Raw genomic sequence first — 17,525 nt, 5'->3', positions numbered from 1 at the left:
GAGGACGGTGCCGGCGTACGACGCGCTCGTCCGGCGGACGGGGTGTCGTGTCAGTTGCCGTCGAGCATCAGTGACATGTCCGCCTCGGGGAGCCACCCGTCGGCGGGCAGGTCCAGCCAGCCATGCCGCTCCACAAGCCGGTCCATTGACCTTTTCAGCACTTCAAGCCCCTTGTGCCGCAGCCCTTTCCGCCACACGAGCGAGATGGGCGACAGGGGTACGGGCTTCACGACCGGCCGCAGCTCCATGCCGGGCACCGTGATGAACTCGGTGCTCGCCAGAACCGACCACCGCCGCCGGCGGACGAGCCGGACGAACTCCTCGGCGCCCTCGATCTCCGGGAACGGAGCAGCCACCTCGATGCCCCGCCCGGCGAACAGCCGTACCGCCAGATCGGTCCACTCCGCGGTGGCCGGGTTGCCCGCCCCCGCGTAGAGGGTCTCCCCCGCCAGCGCGTCCAGCGGCACCTCGTCCAGCGCGGCCAGCGGATGGTCCTCGCGGAGCAGTACGGCCATCCGCTCGAAGCGCACCGGCCGGTGCTCCAGCTGGTCGAGCACCGCCGGGTCGAGCCCGGCGACCCGCCCCGACGAGACGTCCAGCCGGCCGCCGAGGATCGCGGCCGCCGCGCCCGTCAGGCCGCTGTGGAAGCGCGCGACGAACTCGACGTCGGGCGCGGCTGCCCGGGCCTCCTCCAGCACCCGGTGGGCGGTGCCGACCGACGCGCCGACATCGAAGACCAGCGGCCGCTCTTCGCACCCCCAGGCCCCGCCCAGTTCGTCGTACGCCGCCAGCACGCGTCGCGCGTAGGGCAGGAGCCGCTCGCCGTCCGCCGTCAGCGACACGCTGCGGGTGGACCGTACGAACAGCTCGGAGCCCACCTCGCGCTCCAGGCGCCGGATGTCGCGGCTCAGCGCCTGCTGGGCCACGTAGAGTCTGGCTGCCGCGCGAGTGAAGTGCAGGTCCTCGGCGACCGCCTCGAAGGCGCGCAGCAGACGGGGTTCGATGTCGTGGGGCACGCCGCGAACTTACAACGCGGATGCGTGAATCGGCGCCCAGAAGGTGTTGGACCAGCGGTGACGCCCGCCGTGAAGCTCGGTCCATGCCCCTCCATGAGCCCCCTCCCCCTCTCCTGGCCGTCTCCGGCGACGTACTGATCGCCGCGCACCGGCCCGGTCACGGCTCGTACAAACCGCGCCGCCGCACTCCCGGCCGCCTCTCCCCCTACCACCGCCTCTTCGCCACCCCCGGCGCCCGCGCCTTCACCGCGGGCAATCTCCTCGCCCGCATCCCGATGGGCATGTTCAGCGTGAGCGCGGTCATGATGATCGCCGGTTCGCGCGGCTCGTACGCCCTGGCGGGCGCCGTCACCGCGGCCGGTTTCGCCGCCACCGCCCTGGTGGCGCCCTGGACGGCCCGGCTCGTCGACCGGTACGGCCAGGCCCGCGTCGCGGTGCCCGCCACCGCCGTCGCCGTGCTCGGCTCGCTCGCCCTGCTGCTCTGCGTCCGTCACGACGCACCCGACTGGACGCTCTTCGCCGCGTACGCCGCGACCGCCACCACCCCCAACACGGGCGGCATGTCCCGCGCCCGCTGGGCCCACCTGCACCGCGACGACCCGGCGGCCCGGCACACCGCGAACTCCTTCGAGCAGGCCGTCGACGAGCTGTGCTTCATGCTCGGCCCGGTCGCCGCCGCCTTCCTCTGCTCGGCGCTCTTCCCCGAGGCCGGCACCCTGACCGGCGCGGTCCTCCTGATGACCGGTGTCCTGGTCTTCGCCGCCCAGCGCGCCACGGAACCGCCCGTCGCCCCCCGTGCCAAGACGGCCCGCTCCCCTCTGCGCCTGCCCGGTGTCCCCGCCCTGCTGACCGTCTTCTTCGCCACCGGCGTGGTCTTCGGCTCCATGGAGATCGTCACTCTCGCCTTCGCCGACGGCCTGGGCCACAGCGCGGCCGCGGGGCCGGTCCTCGCCCTCCAGGCGGCCGGATCGTGCGTGGCGGGCCTGCTGTACGGATCCGCGCGCCCGGCAGCCGACCCGTACCGCCGCCTGCTCGTCTGTGTCGCGGCGATGACGGCCCTGATGTCCCTGCCGCTGCTCGCGGCCTCCACCGGCTCGCTGGTCACCGTCGCGGGCGCCCTGCTGCCGGCGGGCGCGGCCACCGCACCGACGATGATCACCGGCATGGCGCTGGTCCAACGCGTCGTACCCGAGGCCCAGTTGAACGAGGGCATGACCCTGGCCGTCACCGCGATCCTGGGCGGCATAGCGGCGGGCTCGGCCACCGGCGGCCGGCTCGCGGAGCACCTGACCCCGGCCTCGGCCTACCTGGCGCCGGTCGCGGCCGCGGGCCTGGCCACGGTCTTCTGCGTCGCGCTGCGCCGGCCCCGGTAGGCGGGGCGTGCGTTCCGCGCCCGGTACACCACGAAGGCCCCGCCGTCACAGGGACGGCGGGGCCTTCGTTTCACATGGGAATTGTGGAGATGGCGGGAATCGAACCCGCGTCCAACGGTGCGGAGACAGGGCTTCTCCGAGTGCAGTCCGCTACGTTTTTCTCGGCCCCGGAGATCACACGGACAAGTCTCCGACGGGCTCAGTCACTGTTTGATTTCCCACCCGATCCCGTGACCAGACCGAGTGGTTTAGTTCCCTTGATGATGCCAGGATCCGGGTCGGGAACACCCCCGGGCTGACACTTCGCTAGGTCGCTACTTAGGCAGCGAGGGCGAAGGAATCGCGCTTGGAATCGGCGATTATTGGTTGCGACATATGGTTAACGAGATCATTGCCGCTTCCTCGACTCGCTTCCCCTGCCTCGACATCCGCTGTCGAAACCGATCATCCCCATGTTGTTTTATCAAGGTGGTGCCGCGCCCCGGGGGGCACAGGTGCCATCGTACGTGAACAACGCACGACCGTGCCAGCCTATTCCTCCCGGCCGGACGGCCCGTCCCGGCGGACCCTCAGAGCCGCCCCCGCTCCCTGCGCTTCACCGCCGAGATCGCCCGGTTCGTCTCGCGCAGGTCCTGCTTCTCGCGCAGCGTCTGCCGCTTGTCGTACTCCTTCTTGCCCTTGGCCAGCGCGATCTCGATCTTGGCCCGGCCGTCCTTGAAGTACATCGCCAGGGGCACGATCGTGTGACCCGTCTCCTGCGACTTGCTCGCGAGCTTGTCGATCTCCGCCCGGTTCAGCAGCAGCTTGCGCTTGCGGCGCGCGGAGTGGTTGGTCCAGGTCCCCTGCGTGTACTCCGGTACGTGCACGTTGTGCAGCCACGCCTCGCCCCCGTCGAGCTGCACGAAGCCGTCCACCAGTGAGGCGCGCCCCTGCCGCAGGGACTTCACCTCGGTGCCGGTCAGGACCATGCCGGCCTCGTAGGTGTCGATGATGAGGTAGTCGTGTCGCGCCTTCTTGTTCTGCGCGATCATCTTGCGCCCTTTTTCCTTAGCCATAGTGCGGCCATTTTCGCACTACGCCCCTCCTCCGAGGCCACTCAATACTGTCCGGGCCCGCTCCTCGGCCCGCTCGCCCACCACGAGGTCCGGGCTGATGCCCCGGCCGTCGACGCTGTGGCCCGCGGGGGTCCGGTAATGGCCGACGGTGAGCTCCGCCACAGAGCCGTCGGGCAGCCGGCTCGGCATCTGGACCGAGCCCTTCCCGAAGGTGCGCGAACCCACGGTGACCGCCCGGCCACGGTCCTGGAGCGCCCCCGTGACGAGCTCCGCCGCGCTCATGGTGCCGCCGTCGACGAGCGCCACGAGGGGCCTGGCGGTGTCCCCGCCCGGCTCCGCGTGGAGCGCGCGCTGCTCGCCGCGCATGTCGTACGTCGCGACCAGGCCGCCGTCGAGGAAGGCGGACGCGGCGGTGACGGCCTCGGCGACGAGCCCGCCGCCGTTGCCGCGCAGGTCGAGGAGGACGCCGTGGCCCTCGGGCGCGGCGCGGACCGCGTCCCGCACCCGCTCGCCCGATCCCTTGGTGAAGGACGCCACCCTGATCAGCACGGCGTCGCCGCCCGTGAGCGGCTCCACGGTGACGGCCTCGGTGGTCAGGCGCGCGCGGCGCAGCGTCTCGCGCCACTCGCGCGCGCCGCGCTCCAGGCCGAGGACGACGGAGCTGCCCGCCCGCGCCGGGCCGTCGCCGCGCAGGAGCCCGACGACTTCGGTGACGGAACGGTTCGCCACCGGGCGGCCGTCGATCGTACGGAGCCGGTCGCCCTCCCTGACCCCGGCCCGCCCGGCGGGACCGCCGGACTGCACCCGGGTCACCTCGACGCGGCCGCCGGGCACGCGCTCGACCGACAGTCCGACGCCCGTGTACTCGCCGTCGAGTGCCTGCGTGAACTCCTCGTACTCCGCCGGGCCGTACACCGCGCCCCACCGGTCCCCGCTGCGGCTGACGACCTCTTCGGCCGCCTCCTTGCCGGACTTGCCGTCGGCCATCGCCCGGGCTGCGGCGGCGGCGACCTCCTCGTGGTCGGCGGTCGCCGCGATGGAACGGGCGGGGAGAGGAGGCGACTTCGCCTCGTCGCGCTGCCAGCAGTCGGTGGCGGCGGCAGTGACGAGTACGGCCGCGAAAACCAGTGTCAGGGCAGCCCCACGGCGAATTCCACGGGGACGGAGGGTGACTTCCGGGCCTGGCATGGCGCCGAGTCTAGGACAAACGAAGGGCGCCGCACGGTCGGTTGACCGTACGGCGCCCGGGGCGCATGTCACACCTTGAGGTACTTGCGCAGCGCCACGAACCCGGCGAGCGCGGGCATCAGCAGCGCGATCGCGAGCACCAGCGGCAGTTTGGCCAGCACCGCGTCCCAGCCGATGAAGTTGACGAGGTTGAGCTTCTCGGACAGCGCCAGGCCGTGGTCGATCAGGAAGTACCGTCCGACGAGCAGCATCCCGCAGGCGAGCACGCCGCCGATCAGGCCCGCGAACGCGGCCTCCATGATGAACGGCATCTGGATGTAGAAACTGGACGCGCCGACGAGCCGCATGATGCCCGTCTCGCGCCGCCGGCTGAAGGCGGATACGCGCACGGTGTTGACGATCAGCATCAGCGCGATGACGAGCATCAGGGCCATCACGCAGAGTGCGGCCACGTTCATGCCGTTCATCAGCTCGAAGAGGTTGTCGAGGATGCCGCGCTGGTCCTCGACGGAGTGCACGCCGTCCCGGCCCGCGAACGCGGTCGCGACCACCTTGTACTTCTCCGGGTCGTCGAGCTTGACCCGGTAGGACTCCTGCATCTGGTCCGGGGTGATGGTGTCGGCCAGCGAGGTGTCCCCGAACTGCTCCTTGTAGTGCTTGAACGCCTGGTCGGCCGACTCGTAGTGGACGTCCTTGACGATGTCCATCTTGTCGAGGTCGTCCTTGACCTGCTTCTTCTGCTCTGCGGTGACCGCGCCCTTGTCGCACGTGGAGGCGGTCTCCGCGTCGTTCTTGTTGCAGAAGTAGATCGAGACGTTGACCTTGTCGTACCAGTAGCCCTTCATCGTGCTCACCTGCTCGCGCATGAGCAGGGCCCCGCCGAAGAGGGCGAGGGAGAGAGCGACGGAGATGACCACCGCGAAGGTCATGGTGAGATTCCGGCGGAGACCGACGCCGATCTCCGACAGGACGAACTGGGCGCGCATGGCGTCCTTTCAGTGCTGGTAGCCGTAGACGCCGCGAGACTGGTCGCGCACGAGGCGGCCCTTCTCAAGTTCGATGACGCGCTTGCGCATCTGGTCGACGATCTGCTGGTCGTGGGTCGCCATCACCACAGTGGTGCCGGTGCGGTTGATGCGGTCCAGCAGTTTCATGATGCCGACGGAGGTCTGCGGGTCGAGATTGCCCGTCGGCTCGTCCGCGATCAGCAGCATCGGGCGGTTGACGAACGCCCGCGCGATCGCCACGCGCTGCTGCTCACCGCCGGAGAGTTCGCCGGGCATCCGGCTCTCCTTGCCACCGAGGCCGACGAGATCGAGGACCTGGGGCACGGACTTGCGGATCTCGCCGCGCGACTTGCCGATGACTTCCTGCGCGAACGCGACGTTCTCCCCGACGGTCTTGTTGGGGAGAAGGCGGAAGTCCTGGAACACGGTGCCGAGCTGGCGCCGCATCTGCGGCACCTTCCAGTTGGACAGGCGCGCGAGGTCCTTGCCCAGGACGTGCACCATGCCGTGGCTGGCGCGCTCCTCACGCAGCAGCAGCCGCAGGAAGGTTGACTTGCCGGAGCCGGAAGAGCCCACGAGGAAGACGAATTCGCCCTTCTCGACCTCCAGGGAGACATCCCTGAGGGCGGGGCGGCTTTGCTTCGGGTAGGTCTTGGAAACGTTGTCGAATCGGATCACGGGTGCACCACGGTCGCCGGGAGTAGGTGAGCGTGACCATACGCGACCCGGGCGGGCGCGCGCAGTCGGCGTCCGGCGATGGCCGTTTTATCACGGATCGCTCACAGGTCGGCGACCGGTTCTGAGCGGACCGCGGCGGCCGCGGTCCGGCGGGGCGCGCCGGAACACGTGGGAGCTGGCACAGTGGAAGGGGGAACAGTCGCGTTTCCCTGAGCGTTGGGCGGAGAGAACGCGTACAGGCGGATCCGCCGCGCGGGAGGAGGAAAGCGCATGACCTATGACCGACTGGTGTGCGCGAACTGCGCGGCCCCGGTGAACCAGGGCCGCTGCCCGGTCTGCCGGGCCAACAGGGCGAGGATGCAGCAGGAGGGCGGCCCGCTGAGCGGGCTGAGCCCCGCGGCACTGGTGGCGCTCGTGGCGCTGCTGGTGGCGGTGATGGCCCTGGTGGCGCACCAGACCGCGTAGAGCCCGACCGCGCGGCCCGAGGGAGCCCCGGGAGGCCCCCAGGGGCTTCCGCCGGCCCGTAAACGCCTCTACGGCCCCCCGGGGGCCGGATACGGACCCATGGGGAAGGGCCCGGAGCGCGCAGTGCGCTCCGGGCCCTTCCTGTACGCCCAGGTGGTTCAGACGGCGGTGCGGCCGCCACCGACCAGGCGCGGCAGCATGCGGAAGCCGATGCCACCGGCGATCATCGTCGCGGCACCGATCAGCAGGAACGAGGTCTCGGCGGCGCCCGTCTCGGCGAGCTCCTCCTTGGCCTTGCCCTGTGCCACCGGCTGGGAGCCGGCGCTGTCGGTGTCGGTGTTGTCCTCGCACTCGACACCGTCGAGGTCGAGGGTGCAGGTGCCGGCGTCGCCGTCGCCGCCACCGGTCGTGGTGGCGCCGGCCTCGTTGCCACCGGTCGTGGAGCCGCCGTCGGAGCCACCGGTCACGGTGCCACCGGTCGTGGTGCCACCGGTCGTGGAGCCGCCGTCGGAGCCACCGGTCACGGTGCCACCGGCGTCGTTGCCGCCGTTGCCGCCGTTGCCGCCGTTCCCGTTGCCGCCGGTGCCGTTCCCCCCATTGCCGCCCGGGTCAGAGGGGTCCGTCGGGTCCGTGGGCGGGTCGACCGGGTCGGTCGGCGGGTCCACCGGGTCCGTGGGCGGGTCCACCGGGTCCGTGGGCGGGTCCACCGGGTCCGTGGGCGGGTCCACCGGGTCGGTCGGCGGGTCCACCGGGTCCGTGGGCGGGTCCACCGGGTCGGTCGGCGGGTCCACCGGATCCGTGGGCGGGTCCACCGGGTCGGTCGGCGGGTCCACCGGATCCGCCGGGTCCGCGGGATCGGCCGGGTCGGCCGGGTCGGCCGGGTCCGCGGGGTCGGCGGGGTCGGCCGGGTCGGCGGCGATGGAGACGTCGACACCCTCCTTGTCGACGCTGGCGTCGGCGGAGAGGCCGGCCACGTCGACGCCGATACCGACGGCCGAAGCGGCGCCCGCGGCGGTCAGCGAAGCACCGGCGGCGATCACCGCACCGGCTGCTATACGCGCAACGCGGATCCGCGTCTTCTTGGTCATCTGCTTGCTACCCCCAGTAGCTGAATTCGTCAGTGGAGCAGCGCACAGGGCGACAGACACTGGGGGTGTGTAAATTTCCCCCGGTCACATACGCCCCGGAGATACGCATGCCACGCGCCAGCTTTGCCACTTTCAAAGGGGGCGTCAAGGTCATTGCGTGCGCAATGCCCGAAATGAAAGCAGTTGCCTGACGTACGGGAATGCGACTGTGACACAAAAGGCAACTGCCGCCCCAAGGGCGGCAGTTGCTGTGTCGACAAAGCGAGCTTTACTTCTCCTGCTGCTTGCGCCAGCGAATTCCGGCTTCCAGGAAGCCGTCGATCTCGCCGTCGAGAACCGCCTGCGGGTTGCCGACCTCGAACTCCGTACGCAGGTCCTTGACCATCTGGTAGGGGTGCAGGACGTACGAACGCATCTGGTTGCCCCAGGAGTTGCCGCCGTCGCCCTTGAGCGAGTCCATCAGCGCCTGCTCCTCCTGGCGGCGGCGCTCGAGGAGCTTCGCCTGGAGGACGTTCATGGCGCTCGCCTTGTTCTGGATCTGGGATCGCTCGTTCTGGCAGGAGACGACGATGCCGGTCGGAATGTGCGTCAGGCGGACCGCGGAGTCCGTGGTGTTGACGCCCTGGCCGCCGGGGCCGGACGCGCGGTAGACGTCGACCCGCAGTTCGGACTCGTCGATCTCGATGTGGTCGGTCTTCTCGACGACCGGCAGCACCTCGACGCCCGCGAAGGACGTCTGGCGGCGGCCCTGGTTGTCGAAGGGGGAGATGCGGACGAGGCGGTGGGTGCCCTGCTCCACGGAGAGCGTTCCGTAGGCGTACGGCGCCTTGACGACGAAGGTCGCCGACTTGATGCCGGCCTCTTCGGCGTACGACGTCTCGTAGACCTCGGTGGCGTACCCGTGGCGCTCGGCCCAGCGCAGGTACATGCGCATCAGCCGCTCGGCGAAGTCGGAGGCGTCGACGCCTCCGGCCTCGGCGCGGATGTTGACCAGGGCCTCGCGCTCGTCGTACTTGCCGGAGAGGAGCGTACGCACCTCCATCTCGTCCAGCGCCTTGCGGACCGCGATCAGCTCGGACTCCGCCTCCGCGAGGGTGTCGGCGTCGTCCTCGAGCTCGGCCAGCTCGAAGAGCACCGAGAGATCGTCGATCCGGCTGCGGAGGGCCTCGGTCTTGCGCAGCTCGGCCTGGAGGTGGGAGAGCTTGCTCGTGATCTTCTGCGCGGCGTCCGGGTCGTCCCACAGGGACGGGGCCGCGGCCTGCTCCTCGAGCACGGCGATATCGGCCCTCATCCTGTCGAGGTCCAGGACGGCCTCGATCGACCCCATGGTCGAGGAGAGGGACTTGAGCTCTTCGGATACATCGACGACTGCCACGGGTCCAGCGTAACGGCTGGGCGGCCGTACGTTCCCCTCGCCCGGGAGCGCAGGCCGCGCACCCGTGCTACGGCTGTGACGGAGACGACTGCTTCGTGTCCTGCGGAGCGGGGTCCGGGCCGGTGCCCGTCGCCGCCAGCCAGCCGCCCACGCCTATCGCGGCGGCGACCAGGACCGCCGCGCCGCCGAGCAGGAGGCGCCGCCTGCGGACGGCGCCCGGCTTGTTGCGGGCGGAACCGGGGCGGCGCTGGCCCGCGGCCCGGGGGGCGCGGGCCGTGCCGCGGGCGCCGCCCGCCAGCTCGTCGGGGGCGGGGACGCGCATGCTCGTATGGGTGTCGCGGTTGGAGTCCGGGGCCGAGCCGGGCACCAGGGGGACGGCGCCGCGGCGGCGCGGCGCGGCGGGCGCGGGGGGCTGCCGGGACGGTTCGTCGTACGCCTCGTACTGCGCCTGCTCGTCCTCCGAGCCCGGCTCGTCCACGTCCAGCGGCGCCATTCCGGCGAGGAGCGGGAGCTGGTCGCGGAGGCGGGCGGAGAGCTCGGAGGCGCGCAGACGGGACGCGGGGGCCTTCGCCAGGCACTGGACGAGGAGCTGCCACAGCTCCTCGGGGATGCCGGGGAGGGGGACGACGGTCTCGGTGACGTGGCGGCGCAGCACGGCGCCGGGGTGTCCGCCGCCGAAGGGGGTGAAGCCCGCCAGCAGCTCGTACATCACGGTCGCCAGGGCGTAGATGTCGACGGCGGCGCGGGGCGGCAGGCCCTCGACGATCTCGGGGGCGAGGTAGTCGGGCGTACCGATGATCTTCGTCGCGCGGGTGCGGCGCGGGGTGTCGATCAGCTTGGCGACGCCGAAGTCGGTCAGCAGCGCGGGGTGCGCGCCGCCGGGCCCGAGCGGGCCCTCCATGTCCAGGAGGATGTTCTCGGGCTTCACGTCGCGGTGGACGACGCCGGCCGCGTGCGCGGCGGCGAGCCCGTCGGCGACGTCCGCGGCGATGGCGACGGCGGCCTCGGGCGCCAGACGCCGCTCACGGTCGAGCCGGGTACGCAGATCCGTACCCCGCACGAGATCCATCACCAGCGCGAGGTCGTTGCCGTCGACGACGAGGTCGCGGACGGCGACGACGCGGGGGTGGTCGAGTCCGAGCAGCGCGGTGCGCTCCTGGACGAAGCGCCCGACGAGCTCCTGGTCGGACGCGAGATCCTCGCGCAGAAGCTTGATGGCGACGGGGCCCTCGGGCCCCTCGCCGAGCCACACCGTGCCGGCACTGCCCCGTCCAAGAATCTGGTGGGCCGTGTACCGGCTGCCGATTTTCCGTGCCAAGACTGTGCTCCCTCAGCGGCCGACGGTCGCCCCGAGGCTACGCGGGTGCCGGGGCGTCCTGCGCGCCGTATGGCACCAACCTTCACTTCTGGGGCGAAATACACCCCCAGAAGTCGACAAATCAACTGACTCGGCCGATTCAGCTGCCGGTGGAGCCGCCGAGGTCGCTGAAGAACTTCGTGATCTCGTCGATCACGTCGCCGATCTGGGCGAAGAAGCCCTTCGTCGTGCCGATCCACTCCTGGAGCGGGGTCAGCTCCCAGACCAGCCAGGACGCCACGAACAGCAGGAGGAGCGTGAACAGGCAGCCCTTGAGGCAGCCGAGACCCGGGATCCGCATCGGATTGGCGCTGCGGCGGCGCGGCTCGCGCGGCGGACGCGGGGCCGGCGGGGCGGGCTGCTGGGGCGGTGCGTACCGCTGCTGCGGGGGCGGCGCCTGGTGCTGCGGCGGGGGCGGCGGGGCGTACCGCTGCGGCTGCTGCTGGGGGCGCTGCTGCTGTTGACGCTGCGGGGGCCGCTGGGGCTGATGGGGCGGCTGCTGCGGCTGGCGCTGGGGGCGGCGGCGCAGCGGGTCCTGGCTCGGGTCGAGGTACTGGACCTGCGTCTGCTCGTTGCGGTCACGGGCCGCGCGCAGCTGGTTCTGCCAGGGGTGCGGGTCCTCGGGTCCCGGGGCGCCGGGCGTGCCGTCGGGGCGCGGCGGCACGGGCGGCATGACGGCGGTGGGGTCGGCGGCGCCGTACGGGGGCCGGGGTGCGCCGGTCGACGGCAGGACGCTGGTAGCGGCGGCCGGGTCGTACGACCCGGCGTTGCTCGGCAGCACCTGGGTCGGGTCGGCGGCGCCGGGGGTCTCGGGGACCGGCGCGGGGGCCGGGTCGGGCGCGAGCAGCGCGCCGACGCCCATGGCCGCCTCGACCTGCGCGGACGTCGAGTGCACGCCGACGCCGGCCGCGACGGTGCGCAGGGCGCGGGCGAGGTTCTCGGCGCTGGGCCGCTCGTCCGGTTCCTTGCGCAGGCAGCGCTCTATGACCGTCCACAGCGGTTCGGGGACGGTGGTGGGACGGCGGGGCTCCTCGCTCAGATGGCGGTGGAGCACCTCCAGCGCCGTACCGCCCGCGAACGGCGGACGCCCCGTGACCAGCTCGTACAGCAGGATGCCTGCGCCGTAGATGTCGACGGCGGACGTCTGCGGGCGGCCCTCGGCCGACTCCGGGGCGACGTACGCCGGCGTACCGACGAATTCATGCGTCCTCGTGAGTCCCGGGGAGTCCGCGAGGCGCGCGATGCCGAAGTCGGTGAGCATCGGGTGCATCTGGCCGTCGCGCTCGTCGAGCAGGACGTTCGCGGGCTTGAGGTCGCGGTGGACGACGCCGTCGGCGTGGCTGGCGGCGAGCGCGTCCGCGATCTGCGCGGTGAGCAAGGACGCGGCCACCGGCGAGAGCGGGCCGTTCTCCCGGAGATAGCGATGCAGGTCGGGGCCGTCGACGAGGTCCATCACCAGAGCGAGCAGATCGCCCTCGACGACAAGGTCGCGGGTCCGCACGATGTTGGGGTGCGTGAGGCGCAGCAGCACGGACCGCTCGCGCAGGAAACGCATCACCACATCCGCGTCGTTCGCGAGCTCCTCCTTGAGGACCTTGATCGCGACGGTCTCACCGGGCTGACCGGCCACGGCCGCCTCGGCGCCCGCGGTCTCACGCTGGCGGGCTCGCCAGACGGTGCCCGTGGCGCCGCGCCCGAGCGGCTCCTCGAGCAGGTATTTGCTGCCTACCGGCCGCACGTATGTGCTCCTCGCTGCTCGTGGTCTCACGTCGTCCCGGGCGTTCGGGCCCGTGGTCCCGACCCACTGTAATGCCGCCCGCCTGCCTCCGAACGGGGCACGGCCGGGCCGTGTTCGCAGGGAAGACGCCCGTACCGCACGGATGGTTGCCGAACTCCCGTGCCACACCCGTCACCGACGGTCCCAAGCCGGCACTTTTACGTCCACAGTCGACCATTCAAGATCACTTCGAGGTGGGCGACGGGCGCATTGTCAGTGGCAGGTGCGAGGATGCCTGCAGCACGGGCTGTGGGGTCGGGAGCCTCGCGCCACGTGCCGACCTGTACCGGACGACGCGTCCGTGCCGGGTGGGGGGAATCACAGAGCGGCACCCCTGCCGGGCACTCCGCGCAGAAGGGACCGCTGACGCGATGCAGATCCGGCTGACCGTCCTCGCGCCGCGCAGCGGCCAGAGCCCGCACGGCGCGCACGCCGACGCCCAGGACCTCCAGGGTGCCCCGGCCACCGGGCGCGCCTGCGACGTGCTCGTCACCGCCCCCGCCGGGACCGCGCTGGCCGCGGTCGCCTCCGGCCTGGCCGCGGCCGTCTCCGGTCCCGGTTCCGGCCCCGAGAGCACCGGCGCCGTGGTGGTCTACGCGGGGCGGGAGCGGCTCGACACGCAGCGCTGCGCGCTCGGCGAGCCGCCCCTGGTCGACGGGGCGGTGCTGTCCCTCCACACACCGGCGCCCGAGGCCGACGCCCTCCCCGACCGGACACCGGACGCCCCGGCCCGGCTGCACGTCGTGGCGGGTCCCGACGCCGGAGGCGTCCACCTCCTGCACAGCGGCCGGATCAGCATCGGCCGCTCCGCGGACGCGGACGTGCCGCTAAACGACCCGGACGTGTCACGGCTGCACTGCGCGGTGACCCTGGCGGAGGACGGCCGGGTCACCGTGGCGGACCTGGGATCCACCAACGGCACCCTGCTGAACGGCGAGGAGCTCACCGGCCACCCGGTCCCGCTCCCCGCGGGCGCGTTGCTGCGCGTCGGCGAGTCGGCCCTGCGCCTGGCCCCCGGCGACCGTCCCCCGTCCCTCCCGACCACCCCGGACGGCGAGGGCCACCTGCGTGTGACCCGCACCCCGGACGCCCCGGACCGCGGCACGCCCCCCTCACAGGGGCCGACGCCGGAGCAGCACCGCCCGAGCGCCGCTCCCAGCGCTCCGACGGCCTACGCGACCGGCACGGGCCGCGCCGCCGCGGCCCCCGGCGGCCGCCGGGTCTCCGGCCGCACGGACGCGGTGCCGGCCCCGGAGCCCCCGCAGCCGGAAGCCACAGCCCCCGAGGCGCAGCCCGGCCCGCGGAGCGCGCGCCCCGCAGGAGACGTCGCCCACGGCGGCGGGCCGCAGCCCGGCACCACCCGCCGGCGGGGCGGCATAGGAAACTGGGCCCGGCGGCTCGCCGGAGGCCGGACGGAGCCCGTGGACGAGTACGCGCCCGCCGAGGTCACCCCGCTCGGGATGCCACCGGCCGGCGCGGGCGCGGCCCCCTGCCCCGCCACCCGGCCCGACGCCTGGCCCGACCCCGCCTCGCTGCTGCTGACCGCGCTCGGCCCCGGCCCCCGGCTGTGGGAACGCGATCCCGGGCACCCCGAGGCACTCGCACTGCGGCTGGGCACCGCCGACCGGGCCGTGCCCGGCGGCGGACGCCCGCTGCCCGCCGTGCCGGTGACCGTGGGGCTCCGGGAAGTCGGCGCCCTGGGGCTCGCCGGTCCCCGGGCCCGGCTGGCCGGGCTGGCCAGGTCCGTCGTGGCGCAGCTCGCCGCGCTGCACTCCCCCGCCGACCTCGAAATCGTCCTGATCAGCACGGACCGGGCGAGGCCGCTGGAGGAACGCACCGCCGAGTGGGGCTGGCTCGGCTGGCTGCCGCACCTGCGGCCCGCCCACGGCCAGGACTGCCGGCTGCTCCTCGCCTACGACCGGGACCAGGCCACTGCCCGGATCGCCGAGCTGGTGCGCCGGACGGACGAGGGGCAGCAGGGCCCTGACCACGGGCCGTACACCGTGGTCGTCGTCGACGGCGACCCCGGTTCCGTGGGCCTGCGCGAAGCCACCACTCGGCTCGCCGCCACCGGTGCGGCGTCCGGCATCCACCTCGTCTGCCTCGCCGAGACGGCCGCCGCGTCGCCCCTCTCCCCGGTCACCGAGACCTACGAGGCCGCCTGCGCCGCTTCGCCCGCGTTCCGCGCATGCGGCGCCGCCGCCCTGCTCAGCGGCGACGTGGCCACCGCGCTGCGGTTGCTGCGCACGGCGGGCGGCGAGCCCGCGGGGCACGGCACGCTCGCCGCGGTGGACGCGGTGTCCGCCGCCTGGGCGGAGCGTTTCGCGCGGGCGCTCGCCCCGCTGCGTACGGACGGACCCGCCGCCGGCCGGCCCGGCCGCGCAGCAGCCCTCCCCGCGTCCTCCCGCCTCCTGGACGAGCTGGGCCTGGCCAGGGCCACCCCCGCCTCCCTCATGGCCCGCTGGGCGGCAGCCGCCGACGACGGCCAGGCGCCCGGTGCCACCCGCGCGTGGGCGGTGCTGGGGGCGGGCCCGCGCGGCCCGCTCTGCGTAGACCTGACCGCCGAGGGCCCGCACCTGCTCATCGAGGGCCCGGCGGGCAGCGGCCGCACCGAGCTGCTGCGCTCCGTCGCGGCCTCACTGGCCGCCGCGGCCCGCCCCGACCGTCTCGGCCTCGTCCTGGTCGACGGCGCCGGCGGCGAACGCGGCGAAGGCCTGCGCGCCTGCACCGAACTCCCGCACGTCTCCACGCACCTCGTCGCCTCCGACCCCGTTCGCATGCGGGAGTTCGCCCAGGCCCTGGGCGCGGAGCTGAAGCGCCGCCACGAGCTCCTCGGCTCCACCGGCTTCGCCGAGTGGCACACGCACCGCGAGGTGTCGGGCCGCATGGTCGGCCAGCGCCGCCCCAGCGCCGCCGAACTCCACGGCGACCCGGACTCGCCCCCCAGCGGCACGCTGCGCCTGCGGACCACCGCGTCCCGGGAGCGCCAGGCCCGCGCCGACACCGGGCCCTCGCCCCTCCCCCGCCTCGTCGTCCTGGTCGACGACTTCGACGCGCTGGTCGCCCCCGCCCTCGGCAGTACGGGCCGGCCCGCGGCCGGTTCCGTCGTACGGGCCCTGGAAGCGGTGGCCAGGGACGGTGAGCGGCTGGGCGTCCACCTGGTGGTCACGTCCGCCAGACCGGACCGCACGGCGGACACCGAGCTCGCGCGCGGCGCACGGCTGCGCGTGGTGCTGGACACCCCGCCGTCCGCGCCCGCCCCCGAGGAGCCCGCACCGGGGCGCGGTGGCCTGCATCGCCCGGACGCCGCCGTGACCCCGTTCCAGGGCGGCCGGGTCACCGGCCGCATTCCGCGTACGGCGACGCTGCGCCCCACCGTCGTTCCCCTGGAGTGGGAGCGGATGGGCGATCCGCCGGCCCGCCGCCCGGTGCGCGAACTGGGCAACGGGCCGACCGACCTCGCCCTGCTGGCCAGCGCCCTGGACCGGGCCGCCCGCACGGTCAACGCGACCCCGCTGCCGCCCCTCGGCACCCCCGGTGAAGCCTGACTGAACGTCACAGGCCCATTACGATCACCCGGTTGATGCGGAAGGCGCTATTGCCGGGGCCGACAGCCGGGCGTAGGACTGACCCACGGGACAGCTAGACCGGCATCGGCGCCAGTGGTCCTCTCGAGGCTGCGCCGGTCCGTACGCGCACAGGAGAGACGGGGCAGGCATGCGCACAACTCTTCGCACACCCAGGGGACGCAGGGCTCGGAGGGCTGCCCTGGCGATGATCGCCGCGAGCACGCTCGCCCTCACCGCCTGCGGTGGCGACAAGGAGAAGGACGAGAACGAGGGCGCCGCGGGGAACACGAAGGACCCCGCGGCCACCGTCGAACTGCCCGAACTGAACGGCGAAGAGGTCCAGGTCGCCGCCGTCTGGACGGGCCCCGAGCAGGAGAACTTCACCAAGGTACTCACCGAGTTCGAGAAGCGCACCGGCGCGAAGGTCACCTTCGTCCCGGCCCAGGACCCGATCGTCAACTTCCTCGGCACGAAGATCGCGGGCGGTTCGCCGCCCGACGTGGCGATGCTGCCGCAGGTCGGCGCGCTCCAGCAGGCCGTCGAGCGCAAGTGGGCCAAGCCGGTCGACGCCGCCACCCAGGCCCAGCTGGACAAGAACTACTCGCAGGGCTGGAAGGACATCGGCGCGGTCGACGGCAAGCAGTACGGCGTGTACTTCAAGGCCGCCAACAAGTCCCTGGTCTGGTACAACACGCAGGCCTTCGAGGACGCGGGCGCGCAGGAGCCGAAGACCTGGAAGGACTTCCTCTCCACCGCCGAGACGATCTCCGCCTCCGGCGTCACCCCGGTCTCGGTGGGCGGCGCGGACGGCTGGACCCTCACCGACTGGTTCGAGAACATCTACCTCTCCCAGGCCGGGCCCGAGAAGTACGACCAGCTGGCCCAGCACAAGATCAAGTGGACGGACCCGTCCGTGAAGGACGCGCTGACCACGCTCGCCGAGCTGTTCGGCAAGAAGGAACTCATCGCGGGCGGCCAGGACGGGGCCCTGCAGACCGAGTTCCCCGCGTCCGTCACCCAGACGTTCGCCGACGAGCCCAAGGCCGCGATGGTCTTCGAGGGCGACTTCGTCTCGATCAACATCGCGCAGACGAAGGCGAAGGTCGGGACCGACGCCAAGGTGTTCCCGTTCCCGGCGGTGGGCGACGAGTCCCCCGTGGTGACCGGCGGCGACGCGGCCGTGGCGCTCAAGGACTCGAAGGGCGCCAAGGCGCTGCTGACCTTCCTGGCCTCGACGGACGCGGCGGAGATCTGGGCCCGGGCGGGCGGGTTCGTATCGCCCAACAAGGCCCTGGACGTGGCGGCGTACCCCAATGACGTGCAGCGCGACATCGCGAAGGCGCTGATCGCGGCGGGTGACGACTTCCGCTTCGACATGTCGGACCAGGCCCCGCAGTCGTTCGGCGGCACGCCCGGCAAGGGCGAGTGGAAGGCGCTCCAGGACTTCCTGAAGAATCCGAAGGACATCGCGGGGACCCAGCAGCGGCTGGAGTCCGACGCGGCCAAGGCGTACAAGAGCTGACGGGTTGACGCGATGACGTCAGCGACCGCGGGGGGCGCCGCGAAGGTCACGCCGC

13 protein-coding genes and 1 other RNA gene are annotated in these 17,525 nt (G+C 72.8%); 4 read left to right on the top strand and 10 right to left on the bottom strand.

Annotated features, from left to right (window positions below; all coding sequences use genetic code 11):
- Positions 1-50: 50 nt before the first annotated feature.
- Entirely contained in the window at positions 51-1,016 is a 966-nt protein-coding gene (locus tag BN1555_RS19755; protein ID WP_093800619.1) for a LysR family transcriptional regulator, read from the bottom strand.
- A gap of 83 nt (positions 1,017-1,099) precedes the next feature.
- On the opposite strand from BN1555_RS19755, the gene BN1555_RS19750 reads away from it, so the two are divergent.
- Positions 1,100-2,389 carry an MFS transporter gene (locus BN1555_RS19750; protein ID WP_093800618.1) on the top strand — a complete coding sequence of 430 codons (1,290 nt, stop codon included), beginning with the start codon at positions 1,100-1,102 and terminating at the stop codon, positions 2,387-2,389.
- An 81-nt stretch (positions 2,390-2,470) separates the two neighbouring features.
- Here BN1555_RS19750 and ssrA read toward each other — a convergent pair.
- The 5 genes from ssrA to ftsE form a co-directional block, all read right to left on the bottom strand.
- Positions 2,471-2,841, bottom strand: a transfer-messenger RNA (tmRNA) gene (gene ssrA, locus BN1555_RS19745).
- Between the two features lie 117 nt (positions 2,842-2,958).
- Positions 2,959-3,444: an SsrA-binding protein SmpB gene (smpB, locus tag BN1555_RS19740; RefSeq protein ID WP_093800617.1), complete on the bottom strand. Its 486-nt coding sequence runs from the start codon at positions 3,442-3,444 to the stop codon at positions 2,959-2,961.
- Between the two features lie 18 nt (positions 3,445-3,462).
- Positions 3,463-4,632, bottom strand: a complete 1,170-nt coding sequence (locus BN1555_RS19735) for a S41 family peptidase (protein WP_093800616.1) — start codon at positions 4,630-4,632, stop codon at positions 3,463-3,465.
- 68 nt (positions 4,633-4,700) lie between these two features.
- A complete protein-coding gene (gene ftsX / locus BN1555_RS19730; protein ID WP_093800615.1) occupies positions 4,701-5,618 on the bottom strand; it encodes a permease-like cell division protein FtsX in 918 nt (305 codons plus the stop codon).
- Between the two features lie 9 nt (positions 5,619-5,627).
- Complete coding sequence (gene ftsE, locus BN1555_RS19725; protein ID WP_093800614.1) at positions 5,628-6,317, bottom strand: cell division ATP-binding protein FtsE; 690 nt, start codon at positions 6,315-6,317, stop codon at positions 5,628-5,630.
- Positions 6,318-6,587: 270 nt separating this feature from the next.
- Between ftsE and BN1555_RS19720 the strand changes: the two genes are divergently transcribed.
- Positions 6,588-6,782, top strand: a complete 195-nt coding sequence (locus tag BN1555_RS19720; protein WP_093800613.1) for a hypothetical protein — start codon at positions 6,588-6,590, stop codon at positions 6,780-6,782.
- 158 nt (positions 6,783-6,940) lie between these two features.
- Here BN1555_RS19720 and BN1555_RS19715 read toward each other — a convergent pair whose 3' ends face one another.
- The 4 genes from BN1555_RS19715 to BN1555_RS19700 all read right to left on the bottom strand — a co-directional run bounded on the left by BN1555_RS19715 (position 6,941) and on the right by BN1555_RS19700 (position 12,340).
- A complete protein-coding gene (locus BN1555_RS19715; RefSeq protein ID WP_093800612.1) occupies positions 6,941-7,870 on the bottom strand; it encodes an LPXTG cell wall anchor domain-containing protein in 930 nt (309 codons plus the stop codon).
- Between the two features lie 268 nt (positions 7,871-8,138).
- A complete protein-coding gene (prfB, locus tag BN1555_RS19710; RefSeq protein WP_093800611.1) occupies positions 8,139-9,245 on the bottom strand; it encodes a peptide chain release factor 2 in 1,107 nt (368 codons plus the stop codon).
- 67 nt (positions 9,246-9,312) lie between these two features.
- Positions 9,313-10,563 (bottom strand): serine/threonine-protein kinase, encoded by a 1,251-nt coding sequence (locus BN1555_RS19705; protein WP_093800610.1) that lies wholly within the window; start codon positions 10,561-10,563, stop codon positions 9,313-9,315.
- Between the two features lie 139 nt (positions 10,564-10,702).
- A complete protein-coding gene (locus tag BN1555_RS19700) occupies positions 10,703-12,340 on the bottom strand; it encodes a serine/threonine-protein kinase (RefSeq protein ID WP_093800609.1) in 1,638 nt (545 codons plus the stop codon).
- A gap of 410 nt (positions 12,341-12,750) precedes the next feature.
- On the opposite strand from BN1555_RS19700, the gene BN1555_RS19695 reads away from it, so the two are divergent.
- Positions 12,751-15,927: an FtsK/SpoIIIE domain-containing protein gene (locus BN1555_RS19695; protein WP_093800608.1), complete on the top strand. Its 3,177-nt coding sequence runs from the start codon at positions 12,751-12,753 to the stop codon at positions 15,925-15,927.
- A gap of 226 nt (positions 15,928-16,153) precedes the next feature.
- A complete protein-coding gene (locus tag BN1555_RS19690; protein ID WP_255306100.1) occupies positions 16,154-17,470 on the top strand; it encodes an ABC transporter substrate-binding protein in 1,317 nt (438 codons plus the stop codon).
- Positions 17,471-17,525 lie beyond the last annotated feature (55 nt).

It is taken from the genome of Streptomyces sp. Wb2n-11 (assembly GCF_001049855.1).
GTDB lineage: Bacteria > Actinomycetota > Actinomycetes > Streptomycetales > Streptomycetaceae > Streptomyces > Streptomyces altiplanensis.
Note: the sequence above shows the minus strand (reverse complement) of the source record. Positions and strands in the feature narration are given on the sequence as shown.